This window comes from Cellulomonas sp. Leaf395, assembly GCF_001424125.1.
Classification (GTDB): Bacteria; Actinomycetota; Actinomycetes; order Actinomycetales; family Cellulomonadaceae; genus Cellulomonas.
Genome location: NZ_LMQI01000004.1, coordinates 38,685 through 62,283 on the forward strand (window position 1 = coordinate 38,685; position 23,599 = coordinate 62,283).

Sequence of the window (23,599 nt, forward strand, 5' to 3'; positions counted from 1 at the left end):
AGCTCGCCCACCCGCCACCCGGCATCGGCCATCGCTCAGCGCTGCGGCGAGTGGATGGCCCAGCGGTGGCCGAACGGGTCCACCAGCCAGCCGCGCTTCTCGTCCCCCTGGTCCGACGGCTCCCGGTCGGCGGTCGCGCCGGCGGCGAGCGCGGCCGCGTAGACCGCGTCAGCGTCCTCCACCCCGAGCACGAGCGCCGACGTGCTGTGCCCCAGCGTCGCGGGGGCGTAGGCGCCGTAGTCGTGGAACTCGTCGGACAGGTAGAACGGGTCATTGCCGATCGTGAGGGCGACGAAGCCGATCTTGCCGTCGGTCTCATCGCGCTCCGACTCCTGCGTGTTCTCCTGCGCGCCGAACGCCGCGGCGTAGAACGCGATCGCTGCGGTGGCGTCGTGGACCGTCAGGTACGGGACCAGGTTGGTCATGCTCGCTCCTCGACTCGTGCGGCGCACCGTCGCCGCCGCTGCGCCCGACGCTAGGCCCTCACGTCACGTGAGGTGCAAGCCCTGTCCGGGACCACAACGACTCGGCGATGCCTGCGAAGGCTCCGGCACACCGTCACCACGCTCCGCCGATCACGGTGCGGTAGGCGCTCCGGAGGGGCGGGTGGCCACGGTGATCAGGTGCGAGCTGAGGCCGAGCAGGGTGGGTTCCGCCTCGATCACGCGAGCCGCGTCGAGCACCACCTCGCGCCGGTCGTCGTCGTCGTCGAGCGCGGACGCCAGGGGCTTGATCCAGTGGGCCATCCCCTCGACGCCGACGGTCTCCCGCACGACGAGCCCGGCCTCGGTCGCCTCCGCGGGGAGCTCCTCGGGCCGATGGAAGTAGGCAGTCGTGAACCATCGGGGGTCGCCGGTGGGGTTCTCGTGCACCCCCGTCGCCAGGTCCTGCGCGACGATGGCCCGGAACGCGGGGTCGAACAGGGCGGACTGCGCGAGCCCGTCGAACAGGGACGTGAACCGGTTGATCGCCATCGCGATGACGACACCGCCGGGCACGACGACCCGGAGCGCCTCCCGCCAGGCGGCCAGACGGTCGGCGCGGTCGGTCAGGTGATACAGCGGACCCAGCAGGAGGACGGCGTCGACGGACGCGTCGGGCACCGGGAGCGCCCGGGCGTCGCCGACGGTCGCGGTGAACCGCTCGTGGCCGCCGAGACGCGCGTCGGCCCGACTCACATGGCTCGGCAGCAGGTCGACCAGGTGCACGGTGTGCCCGTCGTCGAGGAGCCACTCGGCATGGACGCCGGTGGCCCCACCGACGTCGAGAACCCGAACGGCGGGCGGCACGTGCCGTCGGACGATCTCCTGCACCCGCGCGAGCTCCAGCCGGCCGAGGCCCTGGCGCAGGCGCTGGTCCTCGTCGTAGGCGGTGTCGTAGTGGTGGTGGATCGGGGCCTCGTCCATCGAGACAACGTAGGGCGCCGATCGTCGTCGGACGAAGGCATTGTTGATCGCGACGACCAGCACGGTCACGAGCACTCGGTCATGCGGTGACCGTACCGACGGCCTCCCGCCCCCAGCGCCTGTAGACGACGATCGCGGTCAGCACCAGGAGCGGCAGCATCACGAGGCCCTCGGGCCGTGCGCCGAACACGAGAGGGGTGTCGATTGCGACCACGTCGGCGGCCAGCAGTGGCCACGCCACGGCGTTGGCCATGCCGTGCCCGAGGACCGCGGGCCACACGCTCCCGGTGCGGTCGCGGGCGACGCCCCAGATGACGGCCATCGCCAGGACCGCGACCGAGAACAGGGGGATCTGGAGCGCCGGCGGGACCTCGGTGTAGCCGTCGCCGTACGCGACGATGTACGGCACGTGCCACACGGCCCACAGCCCGCCGACCGCGAGGTGCCGCCGCAGCGCGGGGACGCCGAGCGCGGCGAGCCGGGGCTCCAGGTACCCCCGCCAGCCGAGCTCCTCGAACGCCGCGAACGTCAGACGGGCAGCGAGCCCCGTGGCGAACAGGACGGCGAACCGCTCGGCGGCTCCCGGCGCCAGGTGGACGTCACCGGTGAGCACGCCGAGCGCGACCGGGACGAGGAAGAGCACGGGGAAGAGCAGCAGCGCCACCGCGTACCAGCCGCGCTCGCGGCCGAGGCGCAGTCCCGCGTCGGTCCAGCCCTCCCGCCCGATCGTGCGCAGGCCGACGGCCATGAGGAGGGGGCTCAGGACGAACAGCAGGGCGCCGGCGCTGGTCCCGGGGTCGTCCGACGATGCCATGACCAGGCCGCCGAGCGTGGCGAGGACGAGGACGCCGACGGCGTAGATCAGCACGCCACGACGGCTCGCCGGTCGGTGGGTGCGAGTGCGGGGTGCAGCGTCGGTGGTGGTCATGCTGAGCTCCTTCGGGCGTGAGGTATCGCCCGGCCGCCGGGTGGCGGTCGGTTCTCGCGGTGGTCGGTCAGTCGGTCAGCTGTGCGAGCAGGTCCTCGGCCCACTCGAGCTCGGCGCGCGCGTGCACGAGCCCGTTGGCGAGGGTGGCGAGGCGCAGGCGCACCTCGAGGTCAGGGTGCGCGACCGCCTGGGTCGCACCGTCCCGGGTCTGTTCCAGGACGGCGGCGAGCTCGCGGGCCTCCTCGGCGCGCTCCTGGAGCACCGCACGGACACGGTCGGTGCCGAGCCGGCCGACGAAGAAGAGCCGCACCAGGAACACCTCCCGCGACGGCACGTACTCGACCGGCGCCGAGAGCCAGGAGTCGAGCTCCGCCAGCCCGGAGGCGGTGATGGAGTGCTCACGCCGGTCCGGCTTGCCCTCCTGCGGGATGGTCCGCACGGAGACCAGGTCGTCCGCCGCCAGGTGGCCCAGGGTGCGGTAGATCTGCGCCTGGTCGGCGGGCCAGAAGTGCGCGACCGACTCCTCCATGTGCTTGCGCAGGTCGTAGCCCGTCATCGGGGCGATCGAGAGGAACCCGAGGACGGCGTGCTTCAGCGACATGACTCGACCATAGAGGATGTGTCATCTATACGACAAGTCCTATATGACGGTCTCACCATCTGGAAACTTTCTGTTCACTGTTGTCACCCCCCGGCATCACTGGCATGGTCCGGCGCCATGTCCACGAGTCACGTGACCGACCGCGCAGCGCTGCTGCGTCTCGTCGTCGACCCGTCGACCAGCGGTGCCTGTCAGCCCTGTCGCTGACCCCAGGCCTTCACCGCACGACCCCGACGCTCCGGGGACCTGACCTCCTGCCGTGGTGCCTCGCCATGCCCACGACTACTTCGCCATGCCATCGAAAGGCTCAACCATGCGTTCTCGACCCCTTGCGGCCGTTGCCGCGGCCCTCCTCGCCGTCACCCTGGCCGCCTGCTCCGAGGCGGCCGCCACCACCCCCGCCGCCGACGACACCCCGGATGCGACTCTGCCCACCGAGGTGCCGGCGGGCACCAAGCTCGTCGTCGGTGACCCGAGCATCAAGGTCGCCGTCGCACTCGCCGGCGACGACCTCGACAGTGACCTCGGCTTCGAGATCGAGTGGGCCAACGTCTCCGGCGGGCCGGCCACGACGGAGGCCTTCCGAGCCGGGTCGCTGGACGTCGGGTCGGTCGCGGACATCCCGCCGATCCACGCGACGTGGACCGGGCTGGACGTCCGGATCGTCGCCGCGTCCTACCGCGAGGACTGGGAGGAGAACCCGATCTACTCGTTCGGCGTCGCACCCGGCGTCGAGGGCGTGGAGTCCCTGGAGGACTTCGAGGGCCACCGCATCGCCTACAGCCCGGGGCAGGCGCAGGGCACCATCGTGCTGCGGGCCCTGCAGGAGGCCGGCCTGACCACGGACGACGTCGAGCTCGTCGAGCTGCCGAGCACCGGGGACGTGTACCCGACCGCGCTCGCGGCGAAGGAGGTCGACATCGCACCGCTCGGCGGCGTGGCCGTCGCGCGCTACCTCGACAACTACAGCAAGGACGGGGCCCACACGATCGAGCACGGGCTCCGAGACGACCCGAGCGTGCTCTACGCACCGACGTCGACGATCTCCGACCCGGCGAAGGCGGCCGCCCTGCGCGAGTACGTGCAGCTGTGGGCGGCCGCACGGCTGTGGATCTACGACCACCCCGAGGAGTGGAAGGCCGGGTACTACGTCAAGGACCAGGGCCTGAGCGAGGCGGACGCGGACTACCTGGTCGAGCACGCCGGCATCCCGGACATCCCGGCCGACTGGGCCGAGCCGATCGCGCGGCACCAGGAGACCATCAACCTGCTCGCCGAGGAGACCGGTAACGAGAAGCTCGACGCGGCGGACCTGTGGGACGAGCGGTTCGCGCCGGTCGTCGCCGAGGCCGTGGAGTCCTACCTAGCGGGGGCGGACGGCTGATGTCGACGCTCACAGCACCCCGCGCCGTCGTCGCGACGCGGCCGCAGCGGGTGTCGGCACCGCGGGCGCGTCGGCGGACGACGCGCCGACTCGGACCGGGGCGCGCGATCCCCGGCGGCGCCACGCTCGGCCTGCTCGCCCTCCTGGCGTTCTGGCTGATCGGCAGCGCCACCGGGTTCATCGACCAGCGGACGCTGTCGGCACCGTGGACGGTCGTCACGACCACGGGCGAGCTGCTCGAGGAGGGGCGCCTGCAGGAGAACCTCGCCGTCTCCGCGCAGCGGGCGTTCCTCGGGCTCGCCCTCGGCATCGTGCTGGGGACATTGTTGGCCCTGATCTCAGGGCTGAGCCGCGTCGGTGAGGCGCTCATCGACGGTCCCGTGCAGGTCAAGCGGGCCATCCCGAGCCTCGCGCTGCTGCCGTTGCTCATCCTGTGGCTCGGCATCGGCGAGACCATGAAGGTCGTCACCATCCTGCTGGGCGTGTTCATCCCGGTGTACATCCACACCCACAACGGGTTGCGGACCATCGATGCCCGGTACGTCGAGCTGGCCGAGACGGTCGGGCTGTCGCGGTGGGCGTTCGTGCGTCGGATCGTGCTGCCGGGTGCCCTGCCCGGTTTCCTGCTCGGCCTGCGGTTCGCCGTCACCGGTGCGTGGCTGTCGCTCGTCGTGGTCGAGCAGATCAACGGCACCGCCGGGATCGGCTACATGATGGAGCTCGCGCGCACCTACGGGCAGACGGAGATCATCGTCGTCGGCCTGGTGCTCTACGGCGTCCTCGGCTTCGGCTCCGACGCCCTGGTCCGACTCGTGCAGAGGAGGGCCCTGACGTGGCGACGCACCCTGGCCGACTGAGCCCGCCCGACATCGACCCGGACACCCGCGTCCCGGAGCGCTCGGCCGTCCCGCCGCCCGTGCACGGCGTCCTCGCCGACGAGCGGACCACGACCACCGACGGCACCGTCGTCGTGCGCGACCTGGTGCGCGCCTACGGACTGGGCGAGGGCGACGGTCGCGTGCTGCGCGGTCTCGACCTGTCCATCGCCGCCGGCGAGTTCGTCGCGATCCTCGGGCGCAGCGGTTCCGGCAAGAGCACGCTGCTGCGCGCGCTCGCCGGGCTGGACCACGACGTGCACGGCACCGGCACCATCGCCGTGCCGGACCGCGTCTCCGTGGTGTTCCAGGACTCGCGGCTGCTGCCGTGGGCCCGGGTGCTCGACAACGTGACCCTGGGCCTGAAGGGCTCCCGCGTGCGGGAGCTCGGCGTGGAACGGCTGGCCGAGGTAGGTCTGGCGGGCCGCGAGCGCGCCTGGCCCACCGAGCTGTCGGGCGGGGAGCAGCAGCGGGTGTCGCTCGCCCGGTCGCTGGTCCGGGAGCCGCAGCTGTTGCTGGCCGACGAGCCGTTCGGCGCGCTCGACGCGCTTACCCGGATCCGGATGCACGGCCTCCTGCGGGACCTGTACGCCCGGCACGAGCCTGCGGTCCTGCTGGTCACGCACGACGTCGACGAGGCGATCGTCCTCGCCGACCGCGTGATCGTGCTGGACCAAGGCCAGATCGCCCTCCAGGTGGAGGTCGGCATCGACGGCCCTCGCGACACCGCTGACCCCCGCTTCGCCGACCTCCGCGCCCAGCTGCTCGCGGCGCTCGGCGTCCCCCTGACTGAAAGGACCCCACTGTGAACGACCACCGTCCCGGCCCCCTCCACCTCAACGCGTTCCTCATGAGCACGGGCCACCACGAGGCGTCGTGGCGGCTGCCGGAGAGCGACCCGTCGTACCTCTCCACCAACATCGCGTACCTGCAGCGGCTCGCGCAGACCGCCGAGCGGGGCAAGCTCGACTCGATCTTCTTCGCCGACGGGCCCGCGCAGAGCCGGGACGTCGGCCGCCGCCCGGCCGGCACGCTCGAGCCGACGGTCGTGCTCGCCGCGATCGCGGCGGTCACACAGCGGATCGGGCTCATCGCGACCGCGTCCACCACCTACAACGACCCGTACAACCTGGCCCGGCGGTTCGCGTCGCTGGACCACATCAGCGGCGGCCGGGTCGGTTGGAACGTCGTGACCACCGCGTTCGTCGAGGCGGCCCGCAACTTCGGGCTCGACGAGCAGCCGTCGCACCACGACCGCTACGAGCGCGCGGCGGAGTTCCTGGAGGTGTCGCTCAAGCTGTGGGACTCGTGGGAGGACGACGCGGAGATCGGCGACAAGGAGGCGGGCGTCTGGGGCGACTCGTCGCGTGTCCACCCGATCGGCCACGTGGGTCAGCACTTCTCGGTGGCCGGTGCCCTGACCACTCCGCGCTCGCCGCAGGCACACCCGCTGCTGGTGCAGGCGGGGTCGTCGGAGGACGGCAAGGACCTGGCCGCCCGGTACGCGGAGGCCGTGTTCACCGCGCAGCAGACCCTCGAGGACGCGCAGGCGTTCTACACCGACCTCAAGCGGCGGGCCGTCGAGTGGGGCCGCGACCCCGGAGGCGTCCTCGTGCTGCCGGGCATCGTGCCCGTGATCGGCGCCACGGAGGCCGAGGCGCGGGAGAAGGAGGACGAGCTGGACCGCCTCATCAAGCCCGAGTACGCCAGGGTGCAGCTGGCCAAGACCCTCCGCGTGGACCCGGACGACCTACCGCTCGACCGCGAGCTGCCCGCCGACCTGCCGTCGGAGGACGAGATCGAGGGCGCCAAGAGCCGGTACACGCTCATCGTCAACCTGGCCCGGCGCGAGCGGCTCACCGTGCGCCAGCTCATCGGCCGGCTCGGCGGAGGACGGGGTCACCGGACGTTCTCCGGCACACCCGTGCAGGTCGCCGACGCCATCCAGGACTGGTACGACCAGGGTGCCGCCGACGGGTTCAACATCATGCCCGCGGTCCTGCCGTCGGGCCTGGAGGACTTCGTCGACGACGTGGTGCCGATCCTGGTGGAGCGCGGCCTGTTCCGGTCGGAGTACGAGGGGACGACCCTGCGCGAGCACTACGGCCTGGCCCGTCCGGCGAACCCGCACACGCTGGCCCGGACGCAGGTGGCCGCCTCCGCGTGACCCACCGGCGGTCGGGTCCGACCGTGGGAAGTACGCTCGCCGGTGCCGGGACAGCGGCACCGGCGAGCGAGAGGTGGCGGCGTGCGCAGCGAGTACTCGGGCGAGGGTCTGAGCGAGGGCGCGCTGGCGCCGACGCCGCTCCAGCAGGTCAGGCGGTGGGTCGCCGACGCGCAGGCGCGGCAGGCCGAGCTCGGTGACGTCGTCGAGCCCACCGCGCTGTCCGTCGCCACGGTCGACGCGGACGGGCGCGCGAACGTCCGCACCGTGCTCATGCGCTTCCTCGACGAGCGCGGGCCGGGGTTCGTCACCGACCTCGGCTCGACCAAGAGCCACGAGATCGCCGCCACCGGGACGGTCGCCGCGTCGCTGACCTGGCCCGCGATGTACCGGGCGGTCCGGTTCCGCGGCCGTGCCGTCCCCGTGGGTCGCGACGAGATCGCCGCCTACTTCGCCACCCGACCGTGGGGCTCACGGATCAGCGCGTGGGCGTCGGACCAGTCGCAACCGATCGCCGACCGGGCCGCGCTGGTTGCGGCGTACGAGCGGTACGCGGCCCTCTACCCGGACACCGGATCACCCGACGACGTCCCCGTCCCGGACGGCTGGGGCGGCTGGCGGGTCGAGTGCGACGAGGTCGAGCTGTGGGCGGGCCGGCGTGACCGCCTGCACGACCGGCTGGTGTTCACGCGCACAGCCACAGGGGACCTGGACACCGCCGAGGCGTGGACGGTCCACCGCCGCCAACCGTGACGTGCCGCGCTGCTCGTCAGAGGCGCCGCACCATCTCGACCTCCGGGCCGTTGGGGCCGGCGAAGATGAACCCCGAGGGCACGAAACCTGCTCGTCGGTAGGCACCCTGCGCGCGGCCGTTGTCCTGGTGCACCCCCAGGGTCAGCTCGTCGAAGCCCAGGTCACGGCCCCAGTGCGCGGCCGCGTCGAGCAGCCGGTCGACGAGGCCCGAGCCCCGCTGCTCCCCGCGGACGTAAGCCCCGACCACGGTCGCCCGGTCCCGCTCGAGCGGCCTGTCGTGGTAGTCGAGCGACCCGCCCCGCTGGGCGATCACCGTGACCGAGCCCACCCAGGCGGACCCGTCGATCGCGACGAACTGGGCGATGTCGTCCCCGTCGGACGCGCGGGCCGTGCGGTCCCGGTAGAACTCGTCGGACTGGCGGGCGGCGTTCTCGTACGTGTCCAGGAAGGCGATGGCGGCTGCCTCGTCCCGGAGCGCGTCGAGCCGCAGCGCGCGGGCGGGCTCCCACTCGTCGGCCCGGACGCGGCGGACCGCGATCCCCAGGTCGACTTCCTGCGACGACGCGACGCCGGGCCGGTAGTCGCCGTAGCGGGCCCAGGTGAGCCGGATCCGGACCAGCAGCACGGCCGGGTCTGCCAGCGACGTCGCGAACCGGGGGAACGCGTCGCGGTAGGCCTGCGCGCACAGGTCACGATCCGGGCCCTCGGGCAGGTCCGCGATCCCCTCGCACTGCAGGGTCGTCCCGTCCGCACCCCCGATGACGACGGCCACCCGCCGGTCGCGACGGAGGTTGGCGACCTTCCGCGACGACGCCCGCGTGTCGAGCACCAGCTCACCGGCGTCCGTCGCGGTGATCGCCAGGTACGCGGCCTGCGGCCGACCGTCGGGTCCGACCGAGCTGACGACACCGTCACCGTGCGACCGGACGTACGCGACGAGCTCTCCACGGTCCATCCGCCGCATCGTAGGGGCGGTGCCCGTGGCCGACCACGTCTATCCCGTCCTCGCAGCCGTGCCGTGGGGATGTCGAACTCGTCGTCGGCGATGTCGATTCCCTGGTTCCGCCGTTCGACTCATCGGTGAGAGGGTCCGAAGGGGACCCCGACACGGACGGAGAAGACCGTGAAGTACATGCTGATCATGCGCGCGACGGACGAGGCGTACGCGGCGTTCCAGGACGTCGACTTCGAGGAGATCATGGAGGCGATGGGCAGGTTCAACAACGAGATGATCTCGGCCGGGGTCCTCGTCGCGGCGGAGGGTCTGGATGACGCCGCAGACGGTGTCGTCGTCGACTTCTCCTCCCAGCCGCCCGTCGTCAGCGACGGCCCGTACGGCGAGACCAAGGAGCTGTTCGGCGGCTACTGGATCCTCGACGTCGCCTCCAAGGAGGAGGCCGTCGAGTGGGCCAAACGGGCACCGATGACGGGCCCCGGCCAAAAGACGGAGATCCGCCGGGTCACGAGCATCGACGACTTCCCGCAGGACAACGAGTGGATCCAGAAAGAACGCGCATGGAGGGAGCGGGCGGGCCAGCTCTGACCCGCTCAGGGAGCAGCCGCGACGCCGTCGAGGCGGTGTGGCGGATCGAGTCCGCGCGCATCGTCTCGACCCTCGCCCGCTACACGGGGGACTTCGCGCTGGCGGAGGACCTCGCCCAAGAGGCGTTCGCTGCGGCACTCGTCGCGTGGCCGCGCGACGGCGTGCCCAGCAGCCCGGCGGCGTGGCTGCTCACGGTGGGGCGTCGTCGCGCGGTCGACACCTACCGCCGTCGCGTCTCCCTGGGCGAGCGGCACGCGACGCTCGCCCGTGACCTGAGCGAGGGTGCGGGAGACGACCTGTGGGACCCCGACCGGATCGACGACGACGTGCTGGCGCTCATGTTCGTCGCGTGCCACCCGGTGCTGTCGCGGGAGGCGCAGGTCACGATGACCCTGCGGGTGGTCGGCGGTCTGACCAGCGACGAGATCGCCCGGGCGCTCCTGGTGTCGACCGCCACGGTCCAGGCCCGGATCACCCGCGCCAAGAAGACGCTCGGTGCGGCGCAGGTCCCGTTCGACGTGCCGCCGCCCGACGAGCGCCGCGAGCGCCTGGCGTCGGTGCTGAACGTCCTCTACCTCGTGTTCACGGAGGGCTCGTCGGCGAGCTCGGGCAGCGACTGGATCCGGCAGGACCTCGCGCACGAGGCGGTCCGTCAGGCTCGGGTCCTCGCGCAGCTGGTCCCCGACGAGCCCGAGGTCCACGGTCTGCTCGCGCTGCTGGAGCTGACCGCCGCCCGGTTCCCCGCCCGGGTGCGCGACGACGGTGCACCGGTCCTGCTCGAGGAGCAGGACCGTCGACGGTGGGACCGCGAGGCGATCCGACGCGGACGCGCGGCCCTCGCGACCGCCGGCCGCGTCGGCCGGGGGCTGGGTGCGTACGGCGTCCAGGCGGCGATCGCCGAGTGCCACGCGGTCGCTCGGTCCGTGGAGGAGACGGACTGGGACCGGATCGTCGTGCTCTACGAGGTGCTCGGGCGCCTGGCGCCGTCACCGGTGGTCGAGCTCAACCGCGCGGTCGCGATCTCGATGGCGCAGGGTCCCGCGGCCGCGCTGCCGGTGGTCGACGAGATCGTCGCGGCAGGCGGTCTCAGCGGCTCCCACCTGCTGCCGAGCGTCCGCGGCGCGCTGTTCCGGCGCCTGGGTCGTCGAGACGATGCCCGACGCGAGCTCGAGCGCGCCGTCGACCTGTGCGGCAACGAGCGTGAGCGCGAGGTGCTGGAGCGCAAGCTCGCGGCGCTCGGCTGACTGGGGGGTCACGACAGACCCTCCCTCCGTCCCGCGCCCGTCCTTACCGTGGACGGCATGGCGATCACCCTCACCCTCAACAACGGCACCGAGATGCCCGCCCTCGGCCTCGGTGTCTTCCAGACCCCACCGGACGAGACGGCCGACGCCGTCGCCACCGCGCTGGCCGCCGGGTACCGGCACGTCGACACCGCCGCGGCCTACCTCAACGAGCGGGGGGTCGGCGAGGGACTGCGCCGGTCCGGCGTCGACAGGTCGGAGGTCTTCCTCGAGACGAAGGTCTGGATCTCCGACTACGGCTACGACGCGACCCTGCACGCCTTCGACAAGAGCATCGGAAAGCTCGGCGTGGACCAGCTGGACCTGCTGATCCTGCACCAGCCCCTGCCCAGCCGGTTCGACCTGACCCTGGAGGCGTACCGCGCGCTGGAGACGCTCCTCGCCGACGGGCGCGTCCGCGCGATCGGCGTCAGCAACTTCATGCCCGAGCACCTCGAGCAGCTGCTCGGCACCGCGTCCGTGGTGCCGGCGCTGAACCAGGTGGAGGTGCACCCGTACTTCTCGCAGCCGGACGTGCTCACCGCGAACGCCGAGCACGGGATCCTCACCCAGGCGTGGTCGCCGATCGGCGGGATCACGTTCTACCGGGAGGGGTACGCCAGCAGCACGCTGGAGGACCCGACGATCACGGGCATCGCCGCCGAGCACGGCAGGTCGCCCGCCCAGGTGATGCTCCGCTGGCACCTGCAGCAGGGGCGCTCGGCCATCCCGAAGTCCACACACCCGACGCGGATCGCCGAGAACCTCGACGTGTTCGACTTCGCGCTCAGCGAGCCCGAGCTCGCCGCGATCACCGCCCTCGACCGGGGGGTGCGCGGGGGACCCGACCCGGCCGCCATCACGCTCGAGACGTTCGGGCGGGAGATCCCCGAGGCCTGATTTCCGTGGACCGCGTCGTCGGTCGGCTGCGATCGTCGACCGATGGAGCTCTGGGACGCCGAGACAGCACGGCGCTACGACACCCCCGGCACCGGCATGTTCGCCGCCGAGGTGCTCGGGCCGACCGTGGACCGGCTCGTCGCGCTCGCGGACGGCGGTCGCGCGCTGGAGCTCGCCATCGGCACGGGCCGCGTCGCCGTCCCGCTGGCTGAACGCGGGGTGCCGGTCGTCGGGATCGAGCTGTCGCCGCACATGGTCGAGCAGCTGCGGACCAAGGCCGACGAGAACACCATCCCCGTGGTCCTCGGCGACATGGCGACGGCGACCGCGCCGGGCGAGTTCAGCCTCGTCTACCTCGTGTTCAACACCATCGCCAACCTGCTCACTCAGGAGGAGCAGGTCGCGTGCTTCCGCAACGCCGCTCGCCACCTGAGTCCGGGCGGCCGGTTCGTGATCGAGCTGTGGGTGCCCGAGCTGCGCAAGCTCCCGCCGGGCGTGCAGGCCACGGTCTGGGCCTGCGAGCCGGGGTACATCGGCCTCGACACCTACGACGTGCTGCACCAGCGGGTCGTCTCGCACCACTTCCGTTTCGACGAGGGCCGGCAGGCCGATCACGGCTGGACGCCGCACCGCTACATCTGGCCGTCCGAGCTGGACCTCATGGCGCAGCTGGCCGGGCTCACGCTGGAGAGCCGGGACGCCGACTGGGACGGGTCGGAGTTCACCGAGGACTCCCGCTCGCACGTGTCGGTGTACCGGCGTGGGTGAGCCCGAGCGTGTGCTCCGGGTCCGTGCCCTCACCGCCGCCGACGAGCCCCAGGCCCGGGCTGCTCACGAGCGCCTCGCCGTCGACGGGGTCGACTTCTGCCTCGGCCTGGACGACGCCGAGTCGTGGGCGGCGTGGCTCGACCAGGGCGAACGGCTCCGCGCGGGCGAGTGCATCCCCCCGTGGGTTCCCGAGACGTTCGTCGGAGGCTTCGTCGGATCGACCCTCGTCGGCCGGCTGTCGGTGCGCCACGAGCTGAACGAGCGGCTCGCGCTCGTCGGCGGGCACCTCGGGTACGCGGTCCTTCCCGAGCACCGTCGACGGGGTTACGCGGGCGACCTGATGCGCGAAGGGCTGCGGATCGCGCGCGACGTCGGGCTCGACCGGGTCCTGGCCACGTGCTCGCCCGACAACATCGGGTCGGTGCGGACCATCGAGCAGGCCGGCGGCGTGCTGCAGGACGTCGTCACGCACCCGACCGCCGGGCTGAAGCGCCGGTACTGGATCGCGCTGGGAGAGGCCGGGTAACGTCCGTGGCCGAGAATCGCCCCACTGGCGAGCGGTGCCGTCCGCCCGCTCAGCCCGAGGCCGGTCAGCGCTGACGCGCCTCCGGTGACCACCCGTCGGAGCCCGACAGGTAGGCACGGACGGTGAACGGTGCGGCCTGCTCAGGGGTGAGCTGCGGGCGGTCGGCGGTGATCAGGGCGCCAGGCCCGCGGTTGAGGTGCTCGGCGAAGCGGGCGTCGCGCCACGACCAGCCGCCGGAGAAGTCGCTCCACGCGACGGCCCCGATGTGCTCCCCGATCCAGGAGTCGCGGATCAGCACCTGCCCGATCGCGTTCGGGTCGTTGCTCGGGTGCCACGGCCGGCCGAGGAAGACGGTGCCGGCAGGGGCGTCGCTGGTGAAGCGGACGCCGGTGAACAGGAACCCGTACGGGTTGTCGATCATCGTGCTCGGCGCCGTGACGTAGCCGTTGTTGGTCGACGAGCCGCGGGTCAGCGAGCGGACCTCGCCGCCCTCGAAGACGGCGGTCGCGCGGCCGAAGATGAAGTCGACGTCGCCCTCGACGTAGCAGTCGCGCAGGTAGGCGCGGGCGACGACGGTCGCCGACGAGCTGTTCAGGTAGAGGGTGTCCTGGTTGCCGAGGAACCGGACGCGGTCGAACACGAGCCGGTCCGCGCGTGTGAGGACGGCGACGGCCTGCCGGTTGGTGATCTCCGGGTGCGCTGCCTCGTCGAAGAGGTTGGCGAACGTCAGGTTCCGGGCGGTGAAGTTGGCGCCGTCGAGCGTGACGCTGGCGCTGCCGGAGGTGCCGTAGGGCCCGGAACCGTCGGGCTTGGGCGTGCCGTTCGCATTGTCGTACGCGATGACGACGTCCTGGGGGTGCTGGCCGGTGCCGACGAGGGTCAGGAACGGCTTGGACGACGGGACCTTGACCAGTTCCCGGTACTCACCCGGCCGCACCGCGATGACCCACGGTTCGGTGGCACCCGCAGGGGCGGCGTCGATGGCTGCCTGGACGCTGGTGAAGTCCCCGCGACCGTCGGTCGAGACGGTGACGTCGGGTCGGCCGTCACCGTCTCCGGCTTGAGCGACCGAGGCTCCGGCGATGCCGCTGAGCGCGACCCCGAGCACGGTGAAGGTGACAAGGAACAAGCCAGTACGTCGTCGTACGTGCATCTCAACTCCTGCGAGAAAGCGCTTGCCCGGCGGCTGGGACGACGGTAGGGCAGCAGTCAGGAGTCGTCAAGACGTGGACCGCGGGGTGGCGCGCACGGGTCGCGTGCGCGCCACCCTCAGGTCAGGAGGCCCGCTCCAGCAGGACGCGGTCCTCAGAGCCGAGGTGCTTGCCCGGCCCGTGCCCCTTGCCCGGGTGCACGTAGCCGTCGCCCGGGCCGGAGACGCCGTTGATGGCCGACGTGTCCCACGCGAGGCTGTAGGTCGACGCCGCGATCGCCTGCGTCATGATGCCGAGGGCGGTCTCGTTCACGTTCGACAGGTCGTCACCGGCGGAGTGGTAGTTCGGGTCGTGCGTGATACCCGCGGTGCCCCCGAAGAGGGCGACCTCCTCGTCCGTCTTGACATCGTCGGCACCGGTGAACAGGCCGGACGCCGGGATGCCGTTGAGGATGAACGCCTGGTAGTCGGAGCGTCCGGAGAACTCCGTGTCGACCCACGGCTGACCGATCGAGTCGAACCAGCTGGTCAGCACCGCCTCGGTGGCCACCGACCCTTCGGGGACCTCGACCGGTGCGGGGTAGGTGGACTCGTCCGCGTCGTAGACACCGATGATGTAGTTGGGCGAGCCGACCATGTCGTAGTTGAGGTACGTCGCGATGCGGTCCAGCTCACCCTCCTGCGTGGCCAGCTCCTCGACGTAGGCCGTCGAGCCGATGAGCCCGAGCTCCTCGGCTCCCCACCACGCGAACCGCACGGTGTTGTCGTGCCGGATGTTGCCCTTGGCCAGCTGGACGGCGACCTCGAGGATCGCTGCCGACCCGGTGCCGTTGTCGTTGATCCCGGGTCCCTCCTCGACGCCGTCGAGGTGCGCGCCGAGCATGACGACGTTGTCGTCTCGGCCCTGCTCCGTCTCGGCGATGATGTTGAACGACTCGGACGTCTCGGTGTGGCTGGTCAGGTCCAGCGTCACGTTCACGGGACCGGCCGCGAGCGCGGTCGCGAGCGCCTGCCCGTCGGCCTGGCGGACGCCCGCCACCGGGACGGTCAGGCCTTCCGCGCCGAGGGTGCCGAACAGCTGCACGTCAGGCACGTTGTTGTAGATGACGACGCCGATCGCGCCGGCTGCTTCGGCGTTGGCAGCCTTGGTCGCGAACGGGCACGCGCCACGGCTGATGAGGGCGATCTTGCCGGTGGCGACGACGGTCGACCAGTCCGTGGCGAGACAGCCGAGCGGGTCGCTGGGGGCGACCAGGTCCCCCGTCACCCCGCCGACGGGAGAGTTCGGGGAGAACTCCATCTGGTCCACCTCGTACTCGGCCGAGCCCGGGGAGTTCTCCGTCAGGGTGGCCGTGTCGATGATCTCGCGGTCGAACGTGAACGGGTCTCGTTCCGTCTCGTACCCGGCCTTGCGCAGGACGCTCTCGACGTAGAGCGCACTCGCCTCGTAGCCGGACGTCAGGGCGGCGCGGTTGCCGTCGTTCTCGTCGGCGATGCGCTGGAGAGCGGCCAGGTGGTCCTGGACCGCTCGTGTGGTGACCTTCTGGGCGAACTTCTCTTCCGGGCTGCGAGGGTGCGCCGCAGCCGGGGACGCGAGGGCCCCGGCTGCGACGACGGCGATGGATGAGGCGAGTGCGACCAGAGTTCGACGTGCCGCCATGCGGTGTCCTCCTCACGCGTCGGCGCGACCTGTTGGCCACGCCGGGCCGACGCCTGTCGGCCGGCCACTAGACCAGCACAGAACGGGCACGTGCGACAGTGCTCACAGCGCCCGGAGCACCTCGCGCGCAAATCGCACCGACCTCTCGCGCAGCCCGTCGATGCGGCGCAGCACCAGCCCGGCCGGGTCCTGCCCGGCTTCGATGATCGTGGGCTTGCGGCGCACGTTGTGGGAGCACTCGAAGCCGGTGCAGATGAGCGTGCCGATGGTGTCGCCGTTGCGACCGGGTCCGCCGGCGCGGCGTGCGACGTACATCGAGACGTCGTCGGTGGCGTAGACGTCCTCGCACCAGGCGCAGACCGCCCGTCGGCGGGACGCGGTTCCCTCCGGCGAGCGCAGGGTGATGCCGACGAGGGCGTCGTCGACGGGCAGGACGACGTAGGCGCGCTGCGGGGCCTTGCGGTCGATCCAGCCGAGGTAGTCGAGGCGGTCCCAGCGCAGGGCGGCGAGCTCGGCCGGGAGGGTCACCTGCGCGGCCTCGCGGCGGGAGCAGTTGACGAAGGACGCGCGGATCTGGGGTTCAGTCAGGGGGATCATCGAGGGTGCTCTCAGGACGGCGGGAGCCGGCACGGGCTCGTGACGGCGCGAGCGCCCGCCGAGGTGCGCCCGACCACCGGCGGACCGGGCGGGTCCGTCGGGGGTGTCGCCGAGGTGGCGTCAGGCGTGCTGGGCGGGCGTCCGGGCTCTGGCTGAGCAGGCCAGGACGGCCGCCTCGCTTCCCTGCTGCATCGTGGTGCGCTCCGTGCTCGTCTTGTCGTGATCGCCTCGATGGTGCGCCTCCGCCGGGCGGGGCGTCCAATCGGATCTTTCAGGCGGCGGGTGCCGCGAGGGCCTTGCGGACGGTCAGCAGGAGCTGGCTGACTACCTCGTGCGGCGGCGTCGTGCCGTCGCGCAGCTCGCTCCAACCGAGGTAGAGCGACGACCACAGCACGCCCTGCAGCCAGGAGGGCGTGAGGCGTGGGTCGAGCGTGCCGTCGGCGAGGCCGCGGGTGCAGGCGTCGTCGAGCGCCTGCGCGAACCCGTGCTCGGCGCCGCACGTCTCGATCGAGACCACCCCGGTGAACATCAGCGTCAGCAGGTCGCCCAGCTGCAGGAGCGCCTGGCAGGCGCGCAGGAGGGCGTCGAGCCCAGGTCCCTCGTCCAGACGGGCGCGGGAGGCGGCGTCGCCGAGCCGGCGTCCAGCCTCCTGCATCACGGCGGCGACGAGCTCGGCACGGTCGGGGAAGTAGCGGTGCAGCGTGGTCCGGCCGACGTCGGCGGCGTCGGAGATCTGACCGAGGCTCGCGCCGGGGTCCGCGGCCAGGACCCGGACAGCCGCGTCGAGGATCGCCTTGCGGGTCCGGCCACGCGTGCCCGTCTCGAGGTCGACTGTCATCCCCCAAAAGTATCAGGCTGTTCCGTGACAGAACATGGTTGACCTCTATGGAACATCAGTGTTCCACTGGGTCGATGACGGCGACGACGGACACCGACACTCCGCGCGGCGAGCGGCTCCGCATCCTCATCGGCTTCGCTCGCCCGCACCGCAACACCCTCGTCCTCGGGCTGGCCCTGAGCCTGGTCGCGACGGCGATGGGCCTGGCGACGCCCATGGTCACCAAGTGGGTGCTCGACTCCCTCTCTGAGGGCCTGAGCCTGGCGAAGCCGATCGCGCTCCTGCTGGGCCTTCTCGTGATCGGGTCTGCCGTCGGGCTCGCGCAGTGGATCCTCATGGGCACCGTGGCCGAGCGGATCGTGCTCGACGCGCGCGAGTCGCTGGTGCGGCACTTCCTGCGCGCGACCGTGCCCGCCGTGACGCGCCGGCCGGTCGGTGAGCTGGTCACGCGCACCACGTCCGACACGCTGCTGCTGCGCGAGGCCGCGTCGTCGAGCCTGGTCAGCCTGGTCAACGGCGTCGTCGCCCTCGTCGGGACCCTGATCCTCATGGCCGTCCTCGATGTGGTGCTGCTGGCGACGACCATCGGCGCGATCATCGTCGTCGGCGTGCTCATGGCCTTGCTGCTGCCGGGCATCGCGAAGTCGCAGGAGGCAGCGCAGGAGTCCGTCGGGAAGCTCGGCGGCACGCTCGAGGGGACGCTGCGCGCCGTCCGGACGGTCAAGTCGAGCCGCGCGGAGGACCGTCAGGGCGATCGGATCCTGGCCGACGCGCGCGACGCGAAGGACCACTCGGTGCGTGCGGTGCGGACGACCGCCGTCGCCTGGACCATCTCCTGGGGCGGCATCCAGCTCGCGATCGTCGTGATCCTCGGGCTCGGCGCGTGGCGCGTGTCCCAGGACCTGCTCGCGGTCTCCAGCCTGGTGGCGTTCTTGCTCTACGCGTTCAACATCGTCGGCCCGATCACGGAGCTGACGCAGGCGTTCACGCAGCTCCAGTCCGGCATCGCTGCCGCCGCCCGGATCCGGGAGGTGACGACCATGGAGAGCGAGCAGCCGGTCGCCTCCCGGCCTTCCGACGGCGCCCTCCCGGACGGCTCGACTCCTGTCGTCGAGCTGCGGCACGTCACCGCCGCGTACGGACCCGACGCCGAGCCGGCCGTGCGGGACGTCTCGTTCGCGGTGCCGCGGCGAGGGCACACCGCGCTCGTCGGACCGTCGGGTGCCGGGAAGACCACGGTGTTCTCGCTGCTGCTGCGCTTCCTCGAGCCGCAGTCCGGGCAGCTGCTGCTCGACGGTGTGCCGTTCGCCGAGATCGGGCACGACCGCCTCCGCGAGCGCTTCGCGTACGTCGAGCAGGAGACGCCGATCGTGCCCGGCTCGATCCGCGACAACCTGCTGTTCAGCGCACCCGACGCGACCGACGAGGAGCTCGACCGCGTGCTGTCGGCGGTCCGGCTGGACGGCGCGTTCGACGCGCTCCCCGACGGGTTGGACACGTCGCTGACCTCGACGTCTGTCTCCGGCGGTCAGCGGCAGCGCATCGCCCTGGCCCGCGCGATCCTCAAGGCGCCCGAGGTGCTGCTGCTCGACGAGGCGACCGCTCAGGTGGACGGCCTCACGGAGTCGGCGATCCACGACTGCATCCGGGACATGGCCACGCGCGGGGCCGTCGTCACGGTCGCGCACCGACTGTCCACGGTGCTCGACGCCGACACGATCCTCGTCATGGAGGACGGACGGGTGCGGGCCCGCGGGACGCATGAGGAGCTGCTGGAGTCCGACGTGCTCTACCGGGACCTCGTCGAGGCGCTGCGTATCGGCGTGGAGCTGCCGGGGCGGTCATCGGAGAGCGTCGGGGTCTAGGCAGCCGCCACGCAGTCACGCGTTGCGGTCGACCGGCCGCTCAAGATGCTCAGCATGCTGAGTGTTGGCACGATGGCGACATGGAGACCGCACTCGACACTCCCGCCCTCGCCACGACCCGGGACCGCGTCCGGCAGGTGACCGTCCTGGTCGGCGCGATCGTCGCCATCGGAGGCGCTGCCGTCGGCTCCGGCGCGTTCGGGGGCCAGCCCATAGCCGACGCCGCGGACGGCGCCCTGTCCGCGACCGCCACCCCGCTCGCCCCCGACACCCCCGCGTTCTCCATCTGGTCGCTGATCTACCTCGGCCTCGGCGTCTTCGCGGTCGTCCAGGCCCTGCCGCGCCAGGGCGCCGACCCTCGGCTGCGCGCGGTGTCGTGGTGGGTGCTGGCGTCGATGCTGCTCAACGCCGCGTGGATCGGGGTCGTGCAGGCCGGGTCGGTGGGCGGGAGCGTCGTCGTGATGCTGGCCCTGCTCGCCGTGCTGTCGGTGGTCTTCGTCCGGCTGGTCCGCCTCGCACACACGGGCACCGCGACGTCGCTGATCACCGACCTGACGATGGGGCTCTACCTCGGATGGGTCAGCGTGGCGACGCTCGCGAACATCGCCGCGTTCCTCACGGTCGCCGACGTCGGCGAGCTCGGCCTCGGCGCCACGGCGTGGTCCGTGGTCGTGCTGGCTGCCGGCGCGGTGCTGTCGGTCGCGTACGCGGTGTTCGGTCGCGGTCGTCCGTCGGTGATCATCCCGGTCGGTCTCGCGATGGCGTGGGGCCTGTGGTGGATCGGCGTCGGTCGCGCGGACGGCCCGCTGGTCGACGACACGGTCGCTACGGCCGCGTTCGCCGCGGCGACGATCGCGCTGCTGGCCCCGCTGATCACCACCCTGACGGCCCGCCGCCGCTGAGGAGCAAGCCATGAGCGCCGCGTAGCCCGCCATCGCGGCACCCATGGCTTGGTGACCGGCCAGCCTCGGATTTGGCGCGCAACTAAAGGTTGCGTTGACCGAGCTGACGAGCTATCGTCATCTGCAACCAATCGTTGCAGAAAGCGAGAAGCTCATGGAGTTCGGAAGCATCGAGCGCGAGATCCACGTCGCAGCGTCGCCGGAGGTCGTCTTCGAGGTGATCAGCAGTCCTGAGCACATCCGGGAGTGGTGGAACGGCGCAGAGACCGACCTGTCCCCGACCCCCGGCGCGGTCTCCGAGGTGGCGTGGAACAGGGGTGGGCCTGACGCGCAGGTGCAGCCGATCACGGTGGTCGACGCCGTCCCGCCCCGCCTGTTCTCGTTCCGCTGGGTCCACGACGAGGGCGAGGATGTCGCCACGTCCACGAAGTCCCTGCTGGTCACGTTCGAGCTCGTCCCGTCCGGTGACGGGACCCTGCTCCGGATGACGGAGACCGGGTTCAGGGAGAAGGGCTGGGAGGTCGCGGTCCTCGAGGAGGCCTACGCGGACCACGTCCGAGGCTGGGACGTGTTCGTCCCGAACATCGCCGCGTACGCCGCCGGCCTGGTGTCGATGCCATGAGCGTCGCGGTCGACGACGACCTCTGGTCCGCGATCGGGGACCCGACGCGGCGCCGGCTGCTCGACCTCCTGCTCGCCGACGGGGCCGGTACTGCCACCTCGCTCAGCGACAGCCTGCCGGTGACGCGGCAGGCGGTGGCCAAGCACCTGGTGGTGCTGGACCGCGTCGGCCTGGTGCACGTCACGCCCGAGGGGCGCGAGCGCCGGTACCGGGTGGACGAGGCGCAGCTCGCCCGTGCGGTCGCGCAGCTCGCCGACGTCGGGGCGGCCTGGGATGCCCGCCTGCAGCGGATCAAGCGGATCGCCGAGGCGATCGAGCGCAGTCAGAAGAACCAGCAGAAGTAACGACACGAGGAGAGGGATCGACGATGGTGGACATCATTCACAGGGTCGGCATGAAGGCGGCGGACCGGGACGACGTGTACGCAGCCCTGGCGACGGTCGACGGGCTCGCGGGCTGGTGGACGGCCGACACCACGGGCCAGGCCGAGGTCGGTGGCCTGTTGGAGTTCCGGTTCGAGCCGGGCAACATCGAGATGGTCGTGCTCGAGTCCGAGCCTGGCAGGACCGTGCTGTGGGAGGTCGTCGACGGGCCGCCCGAGTGGATCGGGACGACCGTCCGGTGGGAGCTCAAGCAGGAGGGCGACTTCGTGATCGTCCTGTTCGCCCACGAGGGCTGGAAGGAGCGCGTCGAGTTCATGTCCCACTGCAGCACCAAGTGGGCGACGTTCCTGATGAGCCTCAAGCAGCTGGTCGAGACGGGCACCGGGGCACCCGCGCCGGACGACCTCCAGATCTCCGACTGGCACTGAGGAACGTCAGCCGCCGAGCCGACGTGCGCTCCTGTGCGGAGCGCGCGTCGGCCCACGCACGCGGGATCATGGCGCGATGGAGTTCGAGTTCACCGGCGAGATCATCTACTGGCGCGGCCCGTCACCATTCCACTACCTCCCCGTGCCGGCGCAGGAGAGCGCCGCGATCAAGGCGGTGTCCTCGCAGGTCACGTACGGGTGGGGTGTCATCCCGGTCCTCGCGCAGATCGGCGACACGGAGTGGGAGACGTCGCTGTTCCCGAAGGACGGTCGCTACCTCGTCCCTATCAAGGACAAGGTGCGCAAGGCCGAGGTGCTGGAGCTGGGGGACACCGTCACGGTGCGGCTGGTCCTGGGTGGTCCGCGCTGACCGGTCGGTACGGGCGGAAGAACTCCCGCAGCTCCTGGGCGTACAGCTCGGGCTCCTCGAACGGCGCGAAGTGCCCGCCGCGCGCCGGCTCGGTCACCCGGACGGTGTTCGCGGTGCGGTCGAGCCAGGCGCGCGGCGGCCGGACCAGGTCGTGGGGGAAGATCGAGAAGCCGGACGGCACCTCGACCCGGCGGGCGTGCTGCGCGGGCGGGACCGCCGCGTTGGCGCGGTACATCCGCATGGACGAGCCGATGGTCCCGGTCAGCCAGTAGATCGTCAGGTTGGTGAGGATCTCGTCCTTCGTGAACGCGCCGACGCCGCCGTCGCTCCACGCGTGCAGCTTCTCGACGATCCACGCCGCGAGCCCGGCCGGTGAGTCTGTGAGCCCGACGGCGGCGGTCAGGGGCTTCGTCCGGTGCATCGCGGCGTACGCGCCCTCGCCCGATCCCCACGCCTGGGCGCCCGCGATGAACTCACGCTCCTCGGGTGCCAGGTCCGCCGGGTCACCGGTGTACATCGGGATCCCGCCGTCGGTGCGGTGGACCGCCACGACGCGGTCCGGATGGTCGAGCGCAAGGAAGCGACTGACCCCGCTGCCGATGTCACCGCCCGCCGCGCCGAACCGGTCGTAGCCGAGCGCGGTCATCAGCTCGGCCCAGAGCCCGGCGACGCCGACGACGTCCAGCGGCGGACCGTCGGAGTACCCGAAGCCCGGCATGTCCGGGACGACGACGTCGAACGCGTCCGCGGGGTCCGGCGGATCGGTGAGCAGCCCGACCACCTTGCTGTACCGCCAGAACGAGTCCGGCCAGCCGTGCGTCAGGACGAGGGGCAGGGCGCCGGGGTGGGCGGCGCGGGCGTGCACGACGTGGATCCGGCGGTCGCCCAGGCGCACGTGGAACCGGGGATGCCGGGACAGCGCGGCCTCCTGCGCGGGCCAGTCGAACCCGTCGGCCCAGTAGGTGACGAGCTCCCGCAGGTAGTCGAGGTCGGTGCCCACCGACCAGCCGGCGTCCTCGGGCGACTCGGGCCAGCGCGTCGCGCGCAACCGGGCGCGCAGGTCCTCGAGGGCCTCGGGCGTGGTCGGCGAGCGGAACGGCTCCGGCATGCGACCCACCCTAGGGACGGCCACTGACACGGTGTCACCAGCGCAGCAGCGCCATGATCTCCCGGGCGATGTCGACGGAGTCCCGTCCGTCGGTGTCCAGACGCGGCATCCAGGCGGGGGTGTCGGCGGACAGCCGGCGGGCGGCCCGTGCGGACCGCTCGACGTGCGCAGCGAACTCGTCCCCGGACTCCCGCCCCGCCAGCCGAGCGCCGACCACGGCGTCGGACGCGGTGAGCAGCACGCCGCTGATCCGGGGCTCGTCGCCCATCGCCGCCGCCAGCTCGTCCGCCTCCAGCACCGAGACGGTGTTGGTGTAGACCAGCCGTCGGTACCCGAGCTCGCGGTAGTTCGCCCACACCGCCGCGAGGTTGCGCATGCTCAGCCGGTGCTCCCACGGCGGGGGCCACGCCAGGTCCAGGGCGTCGCCCTCGATGACCGCGTGCCGGACGTCCGCGTCCCGCAAGAGCGCGTGCAGGGCGCTCGCCACGGACGACTTGCCCACGCCCGAACGTCCGCCGATCACCAGCAGCTCAGACCCAGCCATG

General features: G+C 71.9%; 27 protein-coding genes. 16 read left to right on the top strand and 11 right to left on the bottom strand.

What is annotated here, in order from left to right:
- Positions 1-35: 35 nt before the first annotated feature.
- The 4 genes from ASG23_RS11385 to ASG23_RS11400 all read right to left on the bottom strand — a co-directional run bounded on the left by ASG23_RS11385 (position 36) and on the right by ASG23_RS11400 (position 2,935).
- On the bottom strand, positions 36-425 hold the full coding sequence (locus tag ASG23_RS11385; protein ID WP_056024775.1) for a VOC family protein: 390 nt from the start codon (positions 423-425) through the stop codon (positions 36-38).
- A gap of 150 nt (positions 426-575) precedes the next feature.
- Positions 576-1,406, bottom strand: coding sequence for a class I SAM-dependent methyltransferase (locus ASG23_RS11390; RefSeq protein WP_056026181.1), 831 nt, complete (start codon positions 1,404-1,406; stop codon positions 576-578).
- Positions 1,407-1,485: 79 nt separating this feature from the next.
- The gene (locus ASG23_RS11395; RefSeq protein ID WP_056024778.1) at positions 1,486-2,334 is read right to left on the bottom strand and encodes a CPBP family intramembrane glutamic endopeptidase; all 849 of its coding nucleotides are present in this window, start codon (positions 2,332-2,334) and stop codon (positions 1,486-1,488) included.
- Between the two features lie 67 nt (positions 2,335-2,401).
- The gene (locus tag ASG23_RS11400; protein WP_056024781.1) at positions 2,402-2,935 is read right to left on the bottom strand and encodes a PadR family transcriptional regulator; all 534 of its coding nucleotides are present in this window, start codon (positions 2,933-2,935) and stop codon (positions 2,402-2,404) included.
- A gap of 313 nt (positions 2,936-3,248) precedes the next feature.
- Here ASG23_RS11400 and ASG23_RS11405 point away from each other — a divergent pair, with 313 nt between their 5' ends.
- From ASG23_RS11405 to pdxH, 5 genes are all read left to right on the top strand, one after another.
- Positions 3,249-4,319, top strand: a complete 1,071-nt coding sequence (locus ASG23_RS11405) for an ABC transporter substrate-binding protein (protein ID WP_082516132.1) — start codon at positions 3,249-3,251, stop codon at positions 4,317-4,319.
- Positions 4,319-5,176, top strand: coding sequence for an ABC transporter permease (locus ASG23_RS11410; protein ID WP_056024785.1), 858 nt, complete (start codon positions 4,319-4,321; stop codon positions 5,174-5,176). The genes ASG23_RS11405 and ASG23_RS11410 overlap by 1 nt, the downstream gene beginning before the upstream one ends.
- On the top strand, positions 5,152-6,003 hold the full coding sequence (locus ASG23_RS11415) for an ABC transporter ATP-binding protein (RefSeq protein WP_082516133.1): 852 nt from the start codon (positions 5,152-5,154) through the stop codon (positions 6,001-6,003). Before ASG23_RS11410 ends, ASG23_RS11415 begins: the two co-directional genes overlap by 25 nt.
- Positions 6,000-7,361 (top strand): LLM class flavin-dependent oxidoreductase, encoded by a 1,362-nt coding sequence (locus ASG23_RS11420; RefSeq protein ID WP_268760892.1) that lies wholly within the window; start codon positions 6,000-6,002, stop codon positions 7,359-7,361. The genes ASG23_RS11415 and ASG23_RS11420 overlap by 4 nt, the downstream gene beginning before the upstream one ends.
- A gap of 81 nt (positions 7,362-7,442) precedes the next feature.
- On the top strand, positions 7,443-8,111 hold the full coding sequence (pdxH, locus tag ASG23_RS11425) for a pyridoxamine 5'-phosphate oxidase (protein WP_056024787.1): 669 nt from the start codon (positions 7,443-7,445) through the stop codon (positions 8,109-8,111).
- Positions 8,112-8,127: 16 nt separating this feature from the next.
- Here pdxH and ASG23_RS20305 read toward each other — a convergent pair whose 3' ends face one another.
- Complete coding sequence (locus ASG23_RS20305) at positions 8,128-9,066, bottom strand: GNAT family N-acetyltransferase (protein WP_200941580.1); 939 nt, start codon at positions 9,064-9,066, stop codon at positions 8,128-8,130.
- 168 nt (positions 9,067-9,234) lie between these two features.
- Here ASG23_RS20305 and ASG23_RS11435 point away from each other — a divergent pair, with 168 nt between their 5' ends.
- From ASG23_RS11435 to ASG23_RS11455, 5 genes are read left to right on the top strand one after another with little or no spacing between them, the layout of a single operon-like run.
- A complete protein-coding gene (locus ASG23_RS11435) occupies positions 9,235-9,654 on the top strand; it encodes a YciI family protein (RefSeq protein ID WP_056024789.1) in 420 nt (139 codons plus the stop codon).
- A complete protein-coding gene (locus ASG23_RS11440) occupies positions 9,627-10,898 on the top strand; it encodes an RNA polymerase sigma factor (protein ID WP_056024790.1) in 1,272 nt (423 codons plus the stop codon). Before ASG23_RS11435 ends, ASG23_RS11440 begins: the two co-directional genes overlap by 28 nt.
- 57 nt (positions 10,899-10,955) lie before the next feature.
- Positions 10,956-11,837, top strand: a complete 882-nt coding sequence (locus ASG23_RS11445; RefSeq protein WP_056026192.1) for an aldo/keto reductase — start codon at positions 10,956-10,958, stop codon at positions 11,835-11,837.
- A gap of 42 nt (positions 11,838-11,879) precedes the next feature.
- Positions 11,880-12,605: a class I SAM-dependent methyltransferase gene (locus ASG23_RS11450; RefSeq protein ID WP_056024792.1), complete on the top strand. Its 726-nt coding sequence runs from the start codon at positions 11,880-11,882 to the stop codon at positions 12,603-12,605.
- Entirely contained in the window at positions 12,598-13,131 is a 534-nt protein-coding gene (locus tag ASG23_RS11455) for a GNAT family N-acetyltransferase (RefSeq protein WP_056024795.1), read from the top strand. Before ASG23_RS11450 ends, ASG23_RS11455 begins: the two co-directional genes overlap by 8 nt.
- Before the next feature lie 64 nt (positions 13,132-13,195).
- Here the strand turns inward: ASG23_RS11455 and ASG23_RS11460 are convergent, their stop codons facing one another.
- The 4 genes from ASG23_RS11460 to ASG23_RS11475 all read right to left on the bottom strand — a co-directional run bounded on the left by ASG23_RS11460 (position 13,196) and on the right by ASG23_RS11475 (position 17,376).
- A complete protein-coding gene (locus ASG23_RS11460; protein ID WP_200941581.1) occupies positions 13,196-14,260 on the bottom strand; it encodes a pectinesterase family protein in 1,065 nt (354 codons plus the stop codon).
- A gap of 145 nt (positions 14,261-14,405) precedes the next feature.
- Entirely contained in the window at positions 14,406-15,941 is a 1,536-nt protein-coding gene (locus tag ASG23_RS11465; RefSeq protein WP_056024800.1) for a M20/M25/M40 family metallo-hydrolase, read from the bottom strand.
- A gap of 102 nt (positions 15,942-16,043) precedes the next feature.
- Positions 16,044-16,538 carry an FBP domain-containing protein gene (locus ASG23_RS11470; protein WP_056024803.1) on the bottom strand — a complete coding sequence of 165 codons (495 nt, stop codon included), beginning with the start codon at positions 16,536-16,538 and terminating at the stop codon, positions 16,044-16,046.
- A 271-nt stretch (positions 16,539-16,809) separates the two neighbouring features.
- A complete protein-coding gene (locus ASG23_RS11475) occupies positions 16,810-17,376 on the bottom strand; it encodes a TetR/AcrR family transcriptional regulator (RefSeq protein WP_056024806.1) in 567 nt (188 codons plus the stop codon).
- Between the two features lie 74 nt (positions 17,377-17,450).
- On the opposite strand from ASG23_RS11475, the gene ASG23_RS11480 reads away from it, so the two are divergent.
- The 6 genes from ASG23_RS11480 to ASG23_RS11505 all read left to right on the top strand — a co-directional run bounded on the left by ASG23_RS11480 (position 17,451) and on the right by ASG23_RS11505 (position 21,946).
- Complete coding sequence (locus ASG23_RS11480; protein ID WP_056024809.1) at positions 17,451-19,241, top strand: ABC transporter ATP-binding protein; 1,791 nt, start codon at positions 17,451-17,453, stop codon at positions 19,239-19,241.
- An 80-nt stretch (positions 19,242-19,321) separates the two neighbouring features.
- A complete protein-coding gene (locus ASG23_RS11485) occupies positions 19,322-20,143 on the top strand; it encodes a tryptophan-rich sensory protein (protein WP_056024812.1) in 822 nt (273 codons plus the stop codon).
- 154 nt (positions 20,144-20,297) lie between these two features.
- Positions 20,298-20,765: an SRPBCC domain-containing protein gene (locus tag ASG23_RS11490; RefSeq protein ID WP_056024815.1), complete on the top strand. Its 468-nt coding sequence runs from the start codon at positions 20,298-20,300 to the stop codon at positions 20,763-20,765.
- Positions 20,762-21,109, top strand: a complete 348-nt coding sequence (locus ASG23_RS11495) for an ArsR/SmtB family transcription factor (protein WP_056024817.1) — start codon at positions 20,762-20,764, stop codon at positions 21,107-21,109. Before ASG23_RS11490 ends, ASG23_RS11495 begins: the two co-directional genes overlap by 4 nt.
- A 23-nt stretch (positions 21,110-21,132) precedes the next feature.
- Positions 21,133-21,576 carry an SRPBCC family protein gene (locus ASG23_RS11500; protein ID WP_157465629.1) on the top strand — a complete coding sequence of 148 codons (444 nt, stop codon included), beginning with the start codon at positions 21,133-21,135 and terminating at the stop codon, positions 21,574-21,576.
- Between the two features lie 76 nt (positions 21,577-21,652).
- Entirely contained in the window at positions 21,653-21,946 is a 294-nt protein-coding gene (locus ASG23_RS11505; RefSeq protein ID WP_056024820.1) for a DUF1905 domain-containing protein, read from the top strand.
- Here ASG23_RS11505 and ASG23_RS11510 read toward each other — a convergent pair.
- Positions 21,912-23,054 carry an epoxide hydrolase family protein gene (locus tag ASG23_RS11510; RefSeq protein ID WP_056026198.1) on the bottom strand — a complete coding sequence of 381 codons (1,143 nt, stop codon included), beginning with the start codon at positions 23,052-23,054 and terminating at the stop codon, positions 21,912-21,914. The genes ASG23_RS11505 and ASG23_RS11510 overlap by 35 nt on opposite strands.
- Positions 23,055-23,088: 34 nt before the next feature.
- Positions 23,089-23,598, bottom strand: a complete 510-nt coding sequence (locus tag ASG23_RS11515; protein WP_056024823.1) for an ATPase — start codon at positions 23,596-23,598, stop codon at positions 23,089-23,091.
- Position 23,599: the final 1 nt, after the last annotated feature.

What these genes read in the sequence shown, in the direction of transcription:
- ASG23_RS11385 (WP_056024775.1), bottom strand. Translation starts at nt 425, where the DNA reads ATGACCAACCTGGTCCCGTACCTGACGGTCCACGACGCCACCGCAGCG.
- ASG23_RS11390 (WP_056026181.1), bottom strand. Translation starts at nt 1,406, where the DNA reads ATGGACGAGGCCCCGATCCACCACCACTACGACACCGCCTACGACGAG.
- ASG23_RS11395 (WP_056024778.1), bottom strand. Translation starts at nt 2,334, where the DNA reads ATGACCACCACCGACGCTGCACCCCGCACTCGCACCCACCGACCGGCG.
- ASG23_RS11400 (WP_056024781.1), bottom strand. Translation starts at nt 2,935, where the DNA reads ATGTCGCTGAAGCACGCCGTCCTCGGGTTCCTCTCGATCGCCCCGATG.
- ASG23_RS11405 (WP_082516132.1), top strand. Translation starts at nt 3,249, where the DNA reads ATGCGTTCTCGACCCCTTGCGGCCGTTGCCGCGGCCCTCCTCGCCGTC.
- ASG23_RS11410 (WP_056024785.1), top strand. Translation starts at nt 4,319, where the DNA reads ATGTCGACGCTCACAGCACCCCGCGCCGTCGTCGCGACGCGGCCGCAG.
- ASG23_RS20305 (WP_200941580.1), bottom strand. Translation starts at nt 9,066, where the DNA reads ATGGACCGTGGAGAGCTCGTCGCGTACGTCCGGTCGCACGGTGACGGT.
- ASG23_RS11440 (WP_056024790.1), top strand. Translation starts at nt 9,627, where the DNA reads ATGGAGGGAGCGGGCGGGCCAGCTCTGACCCGCTCAGGGAGCAGCCGC.
- ASG23_RS11445 (WP_056026192.1), top strand. Translation starts at nt 10,956, where the DNA reads ATGGCGATCACCCTCACCCTCAACAACGGCACCGAGATGCCCGCCCTC.
- ASG23_RS11450 (WP_056024792.1), top strand. Translation starts at nt 11,880, where the DNA reads ATGGAGCTCTGGGACGCCGAGACAGCACGGCGCTACGACACCCCCGGC.
- ASG23_RS11465 (WP_056024800.1), bottom strand. Translation starts at nt 15,941, where the DNA reads ATGGCGGCACGTCGAACTCTGGTCGCACTCGCCTCATCCATCGCCGTC.
- ASG23_RS11470 (WP_056024803.1), bottom strand. Translation starts at nt 16,538, where the DNA reads ATGATCCCCCTGACTGAACCCCAGATCCGCGCGTCCTTCGTCAACTGC.
- ASG23_RS11475 (WP_056024806.1), bottom strand. Translation starts at nt 17,376, where the DNA reads ATGACAGTCGACCTCGAGACGGGCACGCGTGGCCGGACCCGCAAGGCG.
- ASG23_RS11480 (WP_056024809.1), top strand. Translation starts at nt 17,451, where the DNA reads ATGACGGCGACGACGGACACCGACACTCCGCGCGGCGAGCGGCTCCGC.
- ASG23_RS11485 (WP_056024812.1), top strand. Translation starts at nt 19,322, where the DNA reads ATGGAGACCGCACTCGACACTCCCGCCCTCGCCACGACCCGGGACCGC.
- ASG23_RS11490 (WP_056024815.1), top strand. Translation starts at nt 20,298, where the DNA reads ATGGAGTTCGGAAGCATCGAGCGCGAGATCCACGTCGCAGCGTCGCCG.
- ASG23_RS11495 (WP_056024817.1), top strand. Translation starts at nt 20,762, where the DNA reads ATGAGCGTCGCGGTCGACGACGACCTCTGGTCCGCGATCGGGGACCCG.
- ASG23_RS11500 (WP_157465629.1), top strand. Translation starts at nt 21,133, where the DNA reads ATGGTGGACATCATTCACAGGGTCGGCATGAAGGCGGCGGACCGGGAC.
- ASG23_RS11505 (WP_056024820.1), top strand. Translation starts at nt 21,653, where the DNA reads ATGGAGTTCGAGTTCACCGGCGAGATCATCTACTGGCGCGGCCCGTCA.
- ASG23_RS11510 (WP_056026198.1), bottom strand. Translation starts at nt 23,054, where the DNA reads ATGCCGGAGCCGTTCCGCTCGCCGACCACGCCCGAGGCCCTCGAGGAC.
- ASG23_RS11515 (WP_056024823.1), bottom strand. Translation starts at nt 23,598, where the DNA reads ATGGCTGGGTCTGAGCTGCTGGTGATCGGCGGACGTTCGGGCGTGGGC.